The sequence below is a fragment of the Pseudomonas sp. SYWMCR5 genome, from assembly GCF_057197165.1.
Window position 1 is genome coordinate 78,872 of record NZ_JBXUNH010000010.1, and the last position, 12,990, is coordinate 91,861.

At 65.7% G+C, this 12,990-nt stretch carries 14 protein-coding genes; 12 read left to right on the forward strand and 2 right to left on the reverse strand.

What is annotated here, in order from left to right; translation table 11 throughout:
• The first annotated feature begins 12 nt into the window (after window positions 1–12).
• Genes AC2CGW_RS22315 through AC2CGW_RS22370 form a run of 12 tightly spaced genes read left to right on the forward strand, consistent with a single transcriptional unit; the run spans window position 13 to window position 8,288 of the window.
• Complete coding sequence (locus tag AC2CGW_RS22315) at window positions 13–228, forward strand: hypothetical protein (RefSeq protein ID WP_186666937.1); 216 nt, start codon at window positions 13–15, stop codon at window positions 226–228.
• Between the two features lie 6 nt (window positions 229–234).
• Window positions 235–669 (forward strand): hypothetical protein, encoded by a 435-nt coding sequence (locus AC2CGW_RS22320; RefSeq protein WP_484574617.1) that lies wholly within the window; start codon window positions 235–237, stop codon window positions 667–669.
• Between the two features lie 4 nt (window positions 670–673).
• A complete protein-coding gene (sctJ, locus tag AC2CGW_RS22325; RefSeq protein WP_186666935.1) occupies window positions 674–1,456 on the forward strand; it encodes a type III secretion system inner membrane ring lipoprotein SctJ in 783 nt (260 codons plus the stop codon).
• A complete protein-coding gene (locus tag AC2CGW_RS22330) occupies window positions 1,453–2,079 on the forward strand; it encodes a type III secretion protein (protein ID WP_186708416.1) in 627 nt (208 codons plus the stop codon). Before sctJ ends, AC2CGW_RS22330 begins: the two co-directional genes overlap by 4 nt.
• The gene (locus tag AC2CGW_RS22335) at window positions 2,076–2,666 is read left to right on the forward strand and encodes a FliH/SctL family protein (protein ID WP_484574618.1); all 591 of its coding nucleotides are present in this window, start codon (window positions 2,076–2,078) and stop codon (window positions 2,664–2,666) included. Before AC2CGW_RS22330 ends, AC2CGW_RS22335 begins: the two co-directional genes overlap by 4 nt.
• The gene (locus tag AC2CGW_RS22340; protein WP_186666932.1) at window positions 2,663–3,985 is read left to right on the forward strand and encodes a FliI/YscN family ATPase; all 1,323 of its coding nucleotides are present in this window, start codon (window positions 2,663–2,665) and stop codon (window positions 3,983–3,985) included. Before AC2CGW_RS22335 ends, AC2CGW_RS22340 begins: the two co-directional genes overlap by 4 nt.
• Window positions 3,986–3,998: 13 nt before the next feature.
• Window positions 3,999–4,472 carry a hypothetical protein gene (locus AC2CGW_RS22345; RefSeq protein WP_484574619.1) on the forward strand — a complete coding sequence of 158 codons (474 nt, stop codon included), beginning with the start codon at window positions 3,999–4,001 and terminating at the stop codon, window positions 4,470–4,472.
• Complete coding sequence (locus AC2CGW_RS22350; protein ID WP_484574620.1) at window positions 4,469–5,497, forward strand: FliM/FliN family flagellar motor switch protein; 1,029 nt, start codon at window positions 4,469–4,471, stop codon at window positions 5,495–5,497. Before AC2CGW_RS22345 ends, AC2CGW_RS22350 begins: the two co-directional genes overlap by 4 nt.
• Window positions 5,494–6,150, forward strand: a complete 657-nt coding sequence (sctR, locus tag AC2CGW_RS22355) for a type III secretion system export apparatus subunit SctR (RefSeq protein ID WP_063543624.1) — start codon at window positions 5,494–5,496, stop codon at window positions 6,148–6,150. Before AC2CGW_RS22350 ends, sctR begins: the two co-directional genes overlap by 4 nt.
• A gap of 4 nt (window positions 6,151–6,154) precedes the next feature.
• Entirely contained in the window at window positions 6,155–6,424 is a 270-nt protein-coding gene (locus AC2CGW_RS22360; RefSeq protein ID WP_054892864.1) for an EscS/YscS/HrcS family type III secretion system export apparatus protein, read from the forward strand.
• A gap of 6 nt (window positions 6,425–6,430) precedes the next feature.
• Window positions 6,431–7,249, forward strand: coding sequence for a type III secretion system export apparatus subunit SctT (sctT, locus tag AC2CGW_RS22365; RefSeq protein ID WP_288377758.1), 819 nt, complete (start codon window positions 6,431–6,433; stop codon window positions 7,247–7,249).
• The gene (locus AC2CGW_RS22370) at window positions 7,242–8,288 is read left to right on the forward strand and encodes an EscU/YscU/HrcU family type III secretion system export apparatus switch protein (protein WP_484574621.1); all 1,047 of its coding nucleotides are present in this window, start codon (window positions 7,242–7,244) and stop codon (window positions 8,286–8,288) included. Before sctT ends, AC2CGW_RS22370 begins: the two co-directional genes overlap by 8 nt.
• Before the next feature lie 150 nt (window positions 8,289–8,438).
• Here AC2CGW_RS22370 and AC2CGW_RS22375 read toward each other — a convergent pair whose 3' ends face one another.
• Together AC2CGW_RS22375 and AC2CGW_RS22380 are read right to left on the reverse strand one after the other, a co-directional pair.
• Complete coding sequence (locus AC2CGW_RS22375) at window positions 8,439–11,291, reverse strand: ATP-binding protein (RefSeq protein WP_484574622.1); 2,853 nt, start codon at window positions 11,289–11,291, stop codon at window positions 8,439–8,441.
• A gap of 915 nt (window positions 11,292–12,206) precedes the next feature.
• Window positions 12,207–12,947, reverse strand: a complete 741-nt coding sequence (locus tag AC2CGW_RS22380) for an SDR family oxidoreductase (RefSeq protein WP_186666927.1) — start codon at window positions 12,945–12,947, stop codon at window positions 12,207–12,209.
• Window positions 12,948–12,990: the final 43 nt, after the last annotated feature.

A 12,990-nucleotide genomic window follows, 5' to 3' on the forward strand; every position in this document is an offset into this window, starting at 1 on the left:
AGGAGAAGCCCCATGGCCGTTACCCCGATCGATACCCCCGGCAGCACCCCGAGCAGCGCTGAAGCGCGCTTCGATGCTGCGCTCGGCAAATCCCAGGACGCCTCTGACGATCCAAGCTTCCAGGAGGCGCTGGTGAACCAGGCCGTGATGATCGGCGGGCAGTTCATCATCATGCCCAAGGCGCAGGAAATGCTGAACGAAGCCCAGTCCTCGGACGACGATGAGTAAGCGGCCATGACAGCCAGTCTTGCGACTACGGCGGCACTGCCGCCGTCAGGAGGACAAGGGGGGCTTGGTGCCTCCCAGAACCTCTTCGAACACATGGCCAACAGCGCCAAGGGCATGCCTGAAGGTGCCAGTCCTCACCAGATCGGTGAGAGCCTGATGCAGCGCCTGGATGGTTTCATCGACCGTTCGCGCACCTTCAGCGCTCGGGCCGAGTTGCTTAGCCAAGGCGGCCCAGCGATGCCATCGTCGAGCCCGGCCGTGGGCTCGTCGCCGTTCATGGCGCCGGGCGCCGAGGGCGCGCCCAAGGTCGGAGAGACCCAGGTCGCGAACATCGTCGAGTCCCTCGGGCGGATGTTCGACTACTCCATCGAAACCCAGATGGTGGTGCGTGGCGCGACCCAGGTTTCCGGCTCCGCCAACACCCTGCTCAAAGGACAATGAATCGATGACCCGTCGTTGGCGAGCCCTGCGTGTGCTGATCGTCGTCGCCCTGGCCAGCCTGTTGCAGGCCTGTGACATGGACTTGTACAGCAACCTCAGCGAGCGCGAGGCCAATGCCATGCTCGCGGTGTTGCTGCGCGATGGCATCCCGGCCTCGCGCAAGGTCCAGGACAACGGCCAGATGAAGATCGTGGTGGACGAGCGTCGCTTTGCCGACGCCATGGCCCGCCTCGACGAGGCCGGGCTGCCGGGGCAGTCGTTCTCCAACCTGGGCGAAGTGTTCAAGAGCAATGGCCTGGTGTCCTCGCCGGTGCAGGAGCGTGCGCAGATGGTCTACGCCCTGAGCGAAGAGCTGTCGCACAGCGTCTCGCAGATCGACGGCGTCGTCTCGGCGCGGGTACATGTGGTGCTGCCGGACAACGACTTGCTCAAGCGGGTGATTTCCCCGTCGTCGGCCTCGGTGCTGGTGCGCTATGACGCCAACACCGACATCAATCCGCTGATTCCGCAGATCAAGACCCTGGTCGCCAACGGCATTTCCGGGCTCAGCTATGACGGTGTGTCGGTGACAGCGATCAAGGCTGCGGCCCCCAGGAGCGAAGCCGACGGCCAGCCGCGCCTGGTCAGCGTGATGGGCATCTGGATGCTAGAGCAAGATGCGTCCCGCGCGCGTCTGCTGCTCGGTGGCAGCCTGCTGGTGGCGCTGGCCCTCGCCGGGCTGTTGGGCTGGCGACACTGGCAGCAGCGTCGTGGTCGTGCGCTGTACAGCCTGTCGGAGGCGCCATGAGCCTGATGCCCCAATGGCAGGCCCTGCTGGAGCAGCCTCTGGCCTTTGTCGACCGGCGCCACCTGCGCCGCTGTTTCGCCGAGAACGTCGCCGGTGCGCAGATCCAGGCATTGATCGAGTCGCCGCGTTTCCAGGCGCGCCTGCAGGCGCTGATGCTGGCGCACTTCCAGTTGCAGCCATTGGATCAGGTGTCGCAACCGACCGAACAGGACCTGCCGGTATTGCTGCTGGCGCCGCAGGATTTCGCCCGTTTGCCGCGCCTGTGTGGGGCCATCTGGCACGGTGCGACCTTAGGCCGGGAAATCCGTCGCGAGGTGGTCGAGCACTTGCGCCAGGGGCTTGGGCATGAGGTCTTCGGCCTGGCCATTGCCCATAGGCAATGGGGCGGGGCAATGGACCTGTTGCGCCAGCCTGACGACCTGCTGACCGCCATCGATCACGACGGTGCGCGCTGTGTGCAGGCCTGGTTCGACGAGCAGCCCGCCGACCTGCGCGATTGGCTGCAATTGCGCCTGCCGATGCCTGTGGCGGAAGGTTCGGCATCGTTGGCCGACCCTGGCATCGTGCGTCGGGTCGCCGCCTTGCTGATGCCGTTGTCCGAGAACCGGGAGAGCGTGCAATGAGTCAGTTGCCCAGCCGTCCGGCGTCGCGCATTCTGCGTGCCGCCGAGGTCCAGGCCTGGACCGATGGACGCGATTACCTGCAGGCCGCCCGCGATGAGGCCGAACGTATCCGTGAAGACAGCGCGCGCTGGCTGGAGCAGGCCCGCGCCGAGGGTTTTGAACTCGGCCGCGCCAAGGGCGCCGAGGCAGTCAGCGAATTGCTGGCCGACACTGCCGCCAAGGTCGAGGCCTACCTGGCGGGGCTGGAAAACAGCCTGGCCGACTTAGCCCTGGGCATTGCCCGCGAAGTGCTGGAGAGCCTGGGGGACGCCGAGCGCATCGTGCTGTGCACACGCAAGGCGCTGGTTGCGTTTCGCCAGGACCAGGCGCTGACGCTGTTCGTGCCGCGCCTGGAGGTCGAGGCCGTGCGCCGCCGCATGCACGGCGAAACGGATGGCCTGGCGACGATCGCCGTGGAGTCCGATGATCAATTGCAGCCCGGTCAGGCTCGCCTGAGCAGCCCGGTCTGCTCGGTGGAGCTGGGGCTGGACGCCCAGTTGCAGGCGCTGCGCCGTAGCCTGTTGCCGTTCGCCGAGGTGACGCCGTGAGCTTGCAAGCGTTGTTGCCGCGCCTGCACGCGCGCCTGGGCGATGCCCGGCCACGGCCGATGAAGGGCACCATCCGCAGCATTCGTGGTGTGTTGCTGCGTGCCAGCGTCGCCGGGGTGCGCATCGGCGAGCTGTGCCGCCTGCACGACCCGTCCAGTGGTCGCGCCCTGGCGGCAGAGGTCATCGGTTTCGATGGCGACGAGGCGATTCTCTCGCCGATCGGCTCGCTCGAAGGCTTGTCGACGCGCACCGAGATCACCGCCACCGGCGAGGCGCTGGGGGTGAGTGTGGGCGATGGTCAGCTGGGGCGGGTCATCAGCCCCATGGGCGATTACCTCGATGGTGATCGCCAGCCGCCGCTGGGGCCGATGCGCCGTTATCCGCTGCAGGCCGAGCCGCCTGAACCCTTCGCCCGGCAGGTGATCGTCGAGCCGTTGTCGGTGGGGGTTCGCGCCATCGACGGGCTGCTGACCCTGGGCCGTGGCCAGCGCATGGGCCTGTTCGGTGAGCCGGGGGTGGGCAAGTCGTCGCTGCTCGCCAGCATGGTGCGCAACACCGATGCCGACGTGGTGGTGATCGGCCTGATCGGCGAACGTGGCCGCGAAGTGCGCGAGCTGCTCGACGTGCAGCTCGATGCCCAGGCCCGCGCGCGCACCGTGGCGGTGGTCGCCACTTCCGACCGGCCGGCCGCCGAGCGTGCCCGCGCCGCCTATGTGGCGACGGTGCTGGCCGAGTATCACCGCGACCAGGGCCGCAACGTACTGTTGCTGATGGACAGCCTGACCCGCTTTGCCCGCGCCCAGCGCGAGATCGGCCTGGCGGTGGGCGAGCCGCCGACCCGACGCGGTTATCCGCCGTCGTTCTTCTCGGCCCTGCCGCGCCTGCTGGAACGTGCCGGCCCCGCAGCCCGGGGCAGCATCACGGCGCTGTACACGGTGCTCACCGAAGGCGACGCGGCGACCGATCCGGTGGCCGAGGAGGCGCGCTCGATTCTCGACGGCCATGTGGTGCTCAGCGCCGAGCTTGCCCAGCGCAACCATTTTCCCGCCATCGATGTGCTGCGCAGCCGCAGCCGCCTGATGGAGCAGGTCGCCAGCCCTGAGCAACGCCAGCTGGCCATGCGCATGCGCGAGCTGATGGCGCGGCGCAACGATATCGAAATGCTGATCCGCATCGGTGAATACGCCGCCGGCAGCGACCCACTGGCGGACGAAGCGATCGCCCGCCACGCCGCGATCGAAGCTTTCCTGCGCCAGTCGGCGGCGGAGCCGAGCGGCGCCCGACAAACCCTGGATCACATGCGCAAGGTGCTGGCATGAATGAGGAGCGCCCATGAAGAGTCACGAACTGAAAAGCCTGCAGACCCTGCGCCAATTGCGTGAACAACGGGCGTCGGCGCAACTGGCCGCGCAGCGCCAGCTCTGTCGCCAAACCCATGCGGCCCTCGACGACGCCCGCCAGCGGCTGTGCCTGGCGCGGGAAACCTCTGCGCTCGAGGCAGAAAAACTCTACGGTCGCTTCAGCGAGGGGCTGTCGGTCAAGGCCTGGCTTGCCGCGCAAGTGCACCTGTCGGAGCTGGAGGACGAACAGGAGACGCTGCTGGGTAATCTGGACGAGGCCTACGACTATCACCAGCAGCAGGAGCAGACCCAGGAGAGCCTGCGTCAGGCCCATGTCGCTTGCCAGCGCCAGGCCGATGCCTGGGATTCCCTGGTCGAAGGCCACGCCTTGGGTGAGCGCCGCGTCGTGGAAGCGCAGGATGAAGGCGAAGACCTGTTTGCCCCCTTGCTGGATCTCACGCCTTGACCCTGCAGACCACCGAGGTGCCCGCCGACGCGCTGGCCTTCGAGCGCAGCCTGGAGCGCCTTGACCCGCATTGGCAAGCCCTGCACCAGCGCCTGCATCGGCCGCGCCAGCCCTGGCAGGGGCAGTTGGGCGGGGCGCCGCTGAGTGTCGCCTGGGCGTCGAGTGGTGTGGCGATGGATGAACCCCAGCTTGAGTTGTGGCTGTCGCTGGGCGACTCGCCCGTGCAACTGCGTGTGCCGGCCCGTGCCCTCGATCTGCTCGGCTTGCCCGAGGGGCTGGTGCTGCCGAGCCTGCCCGCGGCGCTGTTGCTGGAGCAGGCGCTGCTGACGCTGATCGCGCCGCTGGAGCAGTTGTTCGCGCAGCCCATCCGCGTGCTCGACCGCGCGCTCGCGCAGTGCGTCGAGCTGGCGCCGCTGAGCCTTGACCTGGCGGTGCACCTGGGTGACAGCGCGCTGGCGGTGCAATTGCGCTGCGATGCCGCAACCTGGGCCGAGATCGCCCTATTGCTGGAACAGCATGCCACCCCCATGCCCCACGACCTCGGTGGCCTGGCGCTGACGCTGGGCGTCGACGGCGGCGAAGCCTGGCTCAGCCTGGCCGAGCTGCGCAGCCTGCTGCCGGGCGATGTGGTCATGCTCGACCCCTGGTCGAACGATCATCTGCGCCTGCACCTGGACGACCAGTGGCGGGCCCGTGTGCAGCGCGACGGACGACGCCTGCAACTACTCGAACCCCCTATCACCGCGCTTGCCTTGAAGGAGCGACACATGAGCGAACAGGGCACCGGGCCGAGCCTGGACAGCAGCCTTGACGAGCTGCAACTGAAACTGGTCTGCCAGGTCGGCAGCGTCGAGTTGAGCCTGGCGCAACTGCGCGAGCTGGGCGTGGGCAGCGTGCTGGAGCTGGCACCGCGCATGCACGAAGGCGTCGACCTGATGATCAACGGCCGTCGCGTCGGCCAAGGCCAATTGGTGAAGATCGGCGACGGCCTGGGCGTGCGCCTGCTGAGCTTTGCCGCATCATGAGTGGCTACCAGCCAAACCTGATCGAGATCATCCTGGTCGTCGCCTCCATCGGCCTGATTCCGCTGGCGGTGGTGACCCTGACCGGGTTCCTGAAGATCTCCGTGGTGCTGTTCCTGATCCGCAACGCCCTGGGTGTGCAGCAGACGCCGCCGAACCTGGTGCTCTATGGCATCGCGCTGATCCTGTCGGTGTACGTCACCACGCCGGTGATCGGCGACATGTACCGGGCCGCGCAAAGCCACGGCCTGCAACTGGAGAACGCCGAGCAGCTCAAGGAGCTGGGCGAGGCGATCAGGCCGCCCTTGCAGGCGCACCTGTCGCGCTTCGCCAACGAGAGCGAGCGCGGTTTCTTCGTGCAGGCTACGCAGAACGTGTGGTCCGAAGAGGCCCGGGCCGAGTTGCGCGACGACGACTTGGTGGTGCTGATCCCGGCGTTCGTCAGCTCCGAGCTGACGCGGGCGTTCGAGATCGGTTTCCTGTTGTACATCCCCTTCCTGGTGGTCGACCTGCTGGTATCCAACGTGTTGATGGCGATGGGTATGTCGATGGTGTCGCCGACGCTGATCTCGATACCGCTGAAGCTGTTCCTCTTCGTTGCGCTGAGCGGCTGGTCGCGCTTGATGCATGGTCTGATTCTGAGCTACGGGAGCTGAGCCGATGGGACAGGACGTGTTCCTTTCGTTGATGAAGCAGGCGCTGATGACGGTGTTGCTGCTGTCGGCGCCAGCGCTGGGGGTGGCGATCATCGTCGGCCTGAGCGTGGGCCTCTTGCAGGCACTGACGCAGATCCAGGACCAGACCCTGCCGCAAGTGGTCAAACTGGTGGCGGTGCTGCTGCTGATCGTCTTCGTTGGCCCGCTGCTGGCCGGGCAGGTGATGGGGCTGGGCAACCAGGTGCTGGACAACTTCGCGCTGTGGACGCGCTGACCGGGCATGGACGCAGGTTTCGTCAATGCCTTTCTGGAGATCGCCTACCCGGTGATCAGTTCGGCCGCGCTCTCCACGGCCCGTGCCATGGGCGTGGTGGTGATCACCCCGGCCTTCAACCGCTTGGGCCTGACCGGGATGATCCGCACCTGCGCCGCCGTGGCGATTTCGGTGCCGATGTTCCTGCCGGTGTTCTCGGCCTTTACCGCCTCGCCTGAGCTTGGCGGATTCTGGCTGGCGGGCTTGCTGATCAAGGAGTTCCTGGTCGGGTTGGTGGTCGGTCTGTTGTTCGGCATCCCGTTCTGGGCGGCGGAAGTGGCGGGGGAGCTGATCGACCTGCAGCGGGGCTCGACCATGGCGCAACTGGTGGATCCGCTGTCGTCGGGAGAGTCGGGGGTGATGGCAACCTTGCTCACCGTGATGCTGATCGCGCTGTATTTCATGTCGGGTGGTTTCATCCTCATGGTCGATGGCTACCTGCACAGCTACCAGTTATGGCCGGTGACCCAGTTCACGCCGTTGTTCGCCGGTTCCGCGCTGACGGCGGTGCTGTCGATCCTCGACCAGGTGATGCGCATCGGGGTGCTGATGGTGTCGCCGTTGCTGATTTCGTTGCTGATCACCGACCTGATGCTCGCCTACCTTTCGCGCATGGCGCCGAGCCTGCACATCTTCGACCTGTCGCTGCCGGTGAAGAACCTGTTCTTCACGCTTGTGATGGTGGTCTACATCGGCTTCCTGGTGCCGCTGATGCTCGATCAGCTTGCGGAGTTTCGCGGCACGGTCGGGGTGCTGCAGAGCCTGGTGGAGGGGGGCAATGGCTGACACCAGCGAAGAGAAGTCGCAGCCGGCAACGGACAAGAAACTCAAGGATGCACGCAAGAAGGGCCAGGTCGCCAAGAGCCAGGACCTGGTGTCGGGGGTGGTGATCCTGCTCTGCACCCTGTGCATCGCCATCCTCGCGCCACGGGCCAAGGCCCAGGTCACGGCACTGGTGGACCTGACCGCGCAGATCTACATCGAACCCTTCGCCACGGTGTGGCCGCGCCTGCTCGATACCGCCGAGCAACTGCTGATCGGCATCACCCTGCCGGTGATGGCGGTGACGGTGACGGCCGTGGTGCTGACCAACCTGGTGACCATGCGCGGGCTGGTGTTCTCGGTCGAGCCGCTGAAGCCGGATTTCAAGCGCATCAACCCGGCCGAGGGCTTCAAGCGGATCTTCGCCATGCGCAACGTGGTGGAATTCCTCAAGGGCCTGGTGAAGGTGCACTTGCTGGGGCTGGCGTTCTATGTGGTCGGGCGCCATGCGCTGCAGGCGTTGATGGAGTCGTCGCGGTGTGGGCCGGAGTGCCTGCAGTCGACCTTCCTGCTGGTGCTCAAGCCGCTGGTGTTCACGGTACTGGCGGCGTTTCTGGTGCTGGGGGCGGCGGATGTGCTGATGCAGCGCTGGCTGTTCGGCCGCGACATGCGCATGACTCGCAGCGAGCAGAAGCGCGAGCGCAAGGATATCGATGGCGATCCGTTGATCAAGCGCGAGCTGCGCCGCCAGCGCCAGGAAATGCAGGCCATGGCGACCAAGCTGGGGCTGGGCCGGGCGTCGTTGATGGTGGGGGTGGCGGGTGGTTGGGTGGTGGGTTTGCGCTATGTGCGCGGCGAGACCCCGGTGCCGGTGGTGGTGTGTCAGGCCGAGCCCGAAGACAGTGCGCGGATGCTGGCCGAGGCGGCGCAACTGGGGATCGCCCATGCCATGGATGCCCGCCTGGCAGCGGAGCTTGCCCGGCGCACCGTGGCGGGGGACCCGGTGCCGGACAGCACCTTCCAGGCCGTGGCGGATCTGCTGGTGGCTGCGCGGTTGATCTGAGCACCTTTGACGCCTTCAGCGTGCCGCTATCGAGAGCTTGCGGGAGCTCGGCGACCAGGTTGCGCGACCGACATCAAAGGCTCATGGAAGTCTGATCCCAGGCGAGCTCGACCTCTGGAACGCACCACCTTGGCAAATTACAAAACGGTTTCACCTGTGTGAAAACTGTGTGTTGACCAGGCGCTCCTGACGACGCTGATCCCAGGCTTGGCTGGTGCGCCTGGGGGCTTCTTCCGGTTGGCTGGTCAACTGCGACAGGCTAGCGGTGATGCGTCCGGCCCAGAATCGCGCGCCCTGTTCCTGGGCCTCGTGCATGGCCTGATTAAGCAGTTCCTGGGCTTGCGCCTGGCGTTCGGGCGAATCGGGCCTGGCCAGCAGTTGGGCCTTGATGCGCAACAGCTCGGGACGGAACCAGCGTTCCTGGCGAGCGGCGGTCACGGCCAGGGTCTGGTCGAGGATCTCGATGGCCAACTGCTCCAGGCCCAGTTGCGCCAGACCTTGGGCGTACTCGCTGCGCACCAGGTTGTACAGCGGGCTGTCGCCGATCGCGTGGAGCTGGTCGAGTGCTTCGCCCAGGCCGCGCACGCCATCTTCGGCATTGCCCTGGCGGATCAGCAGGATGTGCTCGAAGCACCGGGCGAACAGGCGCCATACCGGCATCTCGTGGTGCCCCAGGCTGTCCTTGAGGCGGGCAAGAAACTCGCGGCTGCGCTTTTCGTGGCCGACCAGCAGGGTGATGGGGATCGCGCTCAGGCTCAGGGTGTACCAGAGGCTGGCCGGGTGGTGCTGGGTCAACGCCGCCTCGACGTTGGCCTCGATGGTCAGCAGGGCCTGACCGACCTGGCCTTGCAGCAACTGCACCTGGGCCTTGAGCGAGCGCGCGGCGATCCCCTGGTCGAAGTGGCTGTCGATGACGTGGGCGCGGGGCATCATCGGGAAACTCAGGGCTTCGCTGATTGCCTGGCGGGCGCCATCGAAGTCGGCCATCTGGAACAGTGGCGTTGCACGCATGCGTCGGCCGAGCATGCGTCGCTCGAGGATGCCGGTGCGTTCGCTGAGCTGGATGTACTGGTTGGCCAGGTCCAGCGCCTCGGCGTGCTGGTTGCTGCAGCAGTGGTCGTGCCAGAGGCCCCACAGGCCGCGCAGTTCATGCTCGGTGTCGCCCAGGGTACGGGCGTCTTCGATCACCTGCTGCCAGGCGTCGCGGATCGACTGCCCGGCACCGCGGGTCAGGGCCATGACGCTGGCCGAGAGGGTCAGCAGGAGCATGCGCTGGCGAGGTGTGATGGCCTCGAAACGCAGTCCGCGGTCGACCCAGGCGTGGCATTCATCGACCCGCGACAGGCGCAGCCACAGCGGCACGCTCATCAGCGTGAGTTCGACGCCGAGGCAGGCGTCGCCCTGGTCGCTGAAACACCAGTCCAAGGCGCTGCGTACGCTGTCGCTGCCGGGGCTGTGCAGGGCCAGCCAGCTGTCGCTGTCCAGGCGCTCCAGGTCTTGCACCGCGCGGCGTTGCTCCTGAAGGGTGTATTGCGCGTGGCGCTGGGCGATAGCATCAGTCTCGTCATGCAGAGCCAGCTGCTGCGCTGCGTACACGCGGGCGGTGTGGTGCAGGCGGTAGCGCTTGATCGGTTGCGCGCCGGCGGCCACCAGCAGTGACTTGTCCATCAGGCTTTCCACCAGCCAGGCGGTGTCCTGGAACGGGCCCGGCTGGACCTCGACCACCGCCTTGGCGGCGGCGAGGGTGAAGCTGCCGGTGAACACCGACAACTGCCGGAACATCGCCTGCTCCTGCGTGCACAGCAGGGCGTGGCTCCACTCCAGCGAGGCTTGCAGGGTGCGGTGGCGGGGCAGGGCGGTACGCCGGCCGGCCATCTGCAGGCGGAAGTCGCCATCGAGCAGTTCGACCAGATAGGCCAGGCCAAAGGCGCGGACGTGGCTGGCGGCGATCTCGATGGCCAGCGGATTGCCGTCGAGGGTGCGGCACAGTGCGAGCGCCGCCGGCACGTCGGCATCGCCGAAGGCAAAGTCTGTGTCGTGCGCTGCGGCACGTTCGACGAACAACTGGACGGCGGGGCTGAGCAGGGCCTGGGCGGCGCACAGCACGTGATCGTTTGCGGGGCAGGGCAGCGGCGCGACCTCGTGGACGCATTCGCCTTCGGCGTGCAGGGCTTCGCGGCTGGTGACCAGGATATGGCAGCCCGGCGCCTGTTGCCGCAGGGCTTCGACCAGGGTCGCGGTGGCTTCGAGCACGTGGTCGCAGTTGTCCAGGATCAGCAGGTGGCGTGCTTCGTCGAGCAGGGCGGCGATCAGCGCCACGGCGTCTTGTGCGGTGCTATCGATGCCCAGGGCCGCCGCCACCATGTCGGCGACGCAGGCAGGCTGGTCAGCCTCGGTGAGGTCGACGAAGGTGCGCCCCTCGCTGAAGTCTTCGGCCATGGCGTGGGCGAGCGTCAGTGCCAGGGTGGTCTTGCCGATACCGCCGGTGCCGGTGAGGGTGAGCAGGCGGCGGCTGTGCAGGGTTTCGGCCAGGCTCTGGCGAATGTCGTCGCGGCCGATGACGCTGCTGCCAAGGCTCGGGAGATCGTTGCCGGTCTTCGTTGCGAGCAGGGGTTGTGGCGCCATTTCACGGATGGTCACCGGGGCCACGAAGCGGTAGCCGCGGCCCGGTACGGTGACGATGTAGGTGAAGTCGCCTTCTTCGCCAAGCACTCGGCGCAGGGTGGTCATCTGCGCGCGCAGGTTGCATTCCTCGACGACGACCTTGGGCCAGACCAGCGCCAGCAGCTCGTTCTTTTCCAACAGCTCGCCGGTTCGGCTCGCCAGCGTGACCAGCAGTTGCAGCGCACGGCTGCCCAACTGCACCAGCTCCCCGTCCTTGAACAGCAGATGCTGCTGGGGGTATAGCACGAAGGACCCAAAGCACAGGGCGTTTTCCGGATCAGGGGTATCCAGGGCGTCCAGGGCGACAATCTTTCCGGGCTTGGTCTTGGTCAGGGGCATGATTAAACCTTTATGAATGAGTTAGTTATTGGCGGTCTTGAAGGGCGCCTTTGTTGTTTCACATGTTCAGGATAAACAGCACGATCCGACGTAAAGGTCTGTCTTGGCGGCACGGGCGAACTTCGATAGCCAATGGCCACTCGCTTGTCATTGTTCGCTCATCTTTCGCAAGGCATGTCGCGGAAGGACTCCGCAACGGATCAAATTCTGGCAAGTACCGTGCCATGGATCCGATGATTATCAGGTAACGGGCGTCCTTGAACTTTCGCGAAACGATGCGCACTGCCGAGGTCGGTCGTGGTTTTATTCGGAATTCCGAATGTTTCATTCGTATGGCGTTCGGGTTGCCGAATGAGTGAGGTCGCGGACGTGCTTTGCCGGACGACGACGGCGAATGGAGGCATTGTAAATCGCGGGCTGTACGGATCATGACGGTGTGTACTGACAAAAAGCCGAATAGCGCCCGGCGGTTCCCCGCCATACCTGGCAAAGGGTGTTAAGTGTGTGCGCAATGCGCAGCCACGGCGCGATTCATTGTTGGGCGGGGATAAACTGACCCCCCTATGGATACTATTTAGATCATCCTTTTGTGTCGTTTATTAGTTGGCGGTAATCCGCCATCGCGAAGTTTGTGAACACATTCGCAGTTGTCATCTTTATCGTGAAACAAATGGCGGGTTTGCGGTAAGGTTTGCGGTCGTCTTTCGCAGGCGGTCATGCGCACTAAATTTGTTATTGACTGTTTTTATTGGGAAAGTTCGGAAGTTTCGAGTAATTGCTCGAAAACATTGCGCGTGCCATCTTTTTTTGCACCACAACAGGCCCTGGCGATAAACCGCCACGCATGACAGCACCCCGGGGCCGGGGTGCAGAAAGGCGGGAAGATCAGGGACGTGCGGCGGCGTTATCGGCTGCTCAGGCCACGCCGCCGTTGGCGCGCAGGATCTGGCCGTTGACCCAGCCGCTGTCGGGGCCGGCGAGGAAGGCGACGACACCGGCGATATCCTCTGGCTGGCCCAGGCGGCCCAGGGGCGGAGCCTGAGTGGCGGCCTGGATCTGCTCGGGCGTCTTGTCGGCCAGGAACAGATCGGTTTCCACCGGGCCAGGGGCCACGGCATTGACGGTGATGTTGCGACCGCGCAGCTCCTTGGCGAACACCTGGGTGAAGGCCTCGACCGCGGCCTTGGTGCCGTTGTAGATGGCGTAGCCTGGCATTTTCAGGGCCAGCGTGGTGCTGGTCAGGTTGATGATGCGCCCGCCGTCGTTCAGGCGTGTGGCTGCAGCGCGCAGGGTGTTGAACACGCCCTGGGTGTTGATCGCGAAGTTGCGGGCGTACAGCTCGTCGCTGGTCTGCGCCAGGGGCGCGACCTTGAGGATGCCGGCGTTGTTGACCAGCACATCGATGCGACCCAGTTGCCGCTCTAGGGTGTCGAACAGGGTTTGCACCTGGCCTGCGCTGGACACATCGGCCTTGAGGGCGATGGCCTTGCCGCCGGCCTGGCGGATCTCGCTCACCAGCGCATCGGCTTCGTCATCGTTGCTGGCGTAGTTGATCGCCACGGCGAAGCCGTCACGGCTGAGGCGGCGAGCGATGGCGGCACCGATGCCGCGCGAGGCGCCGGTGATCAAGGCTACTTGAGAGGTCATGCTGGGCATCCTTCTGAGTGGGTGTGGGAAGGAGTGTGGACTGTTGGCGAAA

Coding starts and splice junctions, on each gene's coding strand:
- AC2CGW_RS22315 (WP_186666937.1), top strand. CDS start 13: ATGGCCGTTACCCCGATCGATACCCCCGGCAGCACCCCGAGCAGCGCT.
- AC2CGW_RS22320 (WP_484574617.1), top strand. CDS start 235: ATGACAGCCAGTCTTGCGACTACGGCGGCACTGCCGCCGTCAGGAGGA.
- sctJ (WP_186666935.1), top strand. CDS start 674: ATGACCCGTCGTTGGCGAGCCCTGCGTGTGCTGATCGTCGTCGCCCTG.
- AC2CGW_RS22330 (WP_186708416.1), top strand. CDS start 1,453: ATGAGCCTGATGCCCCAATGGCAGGCCCTGCTGGAGCAGCCTCTGGCC.
- AC2CGW_RS22335 (WP_484574618.1), top strand. CDS start 2,076: ATGAGTCAGTTGCCCAGCCGTCCGGCGTCGCGCATTCTGCGTGCCGCC.
- AC2CGW_RS22345 (WP_484574619.1), top strand. CDS start 3,999: ATGAAGAGTCACGAACTGAAAAGCCTGCAGACCCTGCGCCAATTGCGT.
- sctR (WP_063543624.1), top strand. CDS start 5,494: ATGAGTGGCTACCAGCCAAACCTGATCGAGATCATCCTGGTCGTCGCC.
- AC2CGW_RS22360 (WP_054892864.1), top strand. CDS start 6,155: ATGGGACAGGACGTGTTCCTTTCGTTGATGAAGCAGGCGCTGATGACG.
- sctT (WP_288377758.1), top strand. CDS start 6,431: ATGGACGCAGGTTTCGTCAATGCCTTTCTGGAGATCGCCTACCCGGTG.
- AC2CGW_RS22370 (WP_484574621.1), top strand. CDS start 7,242: ATGGCTGACACCAGCGAAGAGAAGTCGCAGCCGGCAACGGACAAGAAA.
- AC2CGW_RS22375 (WP_484574622.1), bottom strand. CDS start 11,291: ATGCCCCTGACCAAGACCAAGCCCGGAAAGATTGTCGCCCTGGACGCC.
- AC2CGW_RS22380 (WP_186666927.1), bottom strand. CDS start 12,947: ATGCCCAGCATGACCTCTCAAGTAGCCTTGATCACCGGCGCCTCGCGC.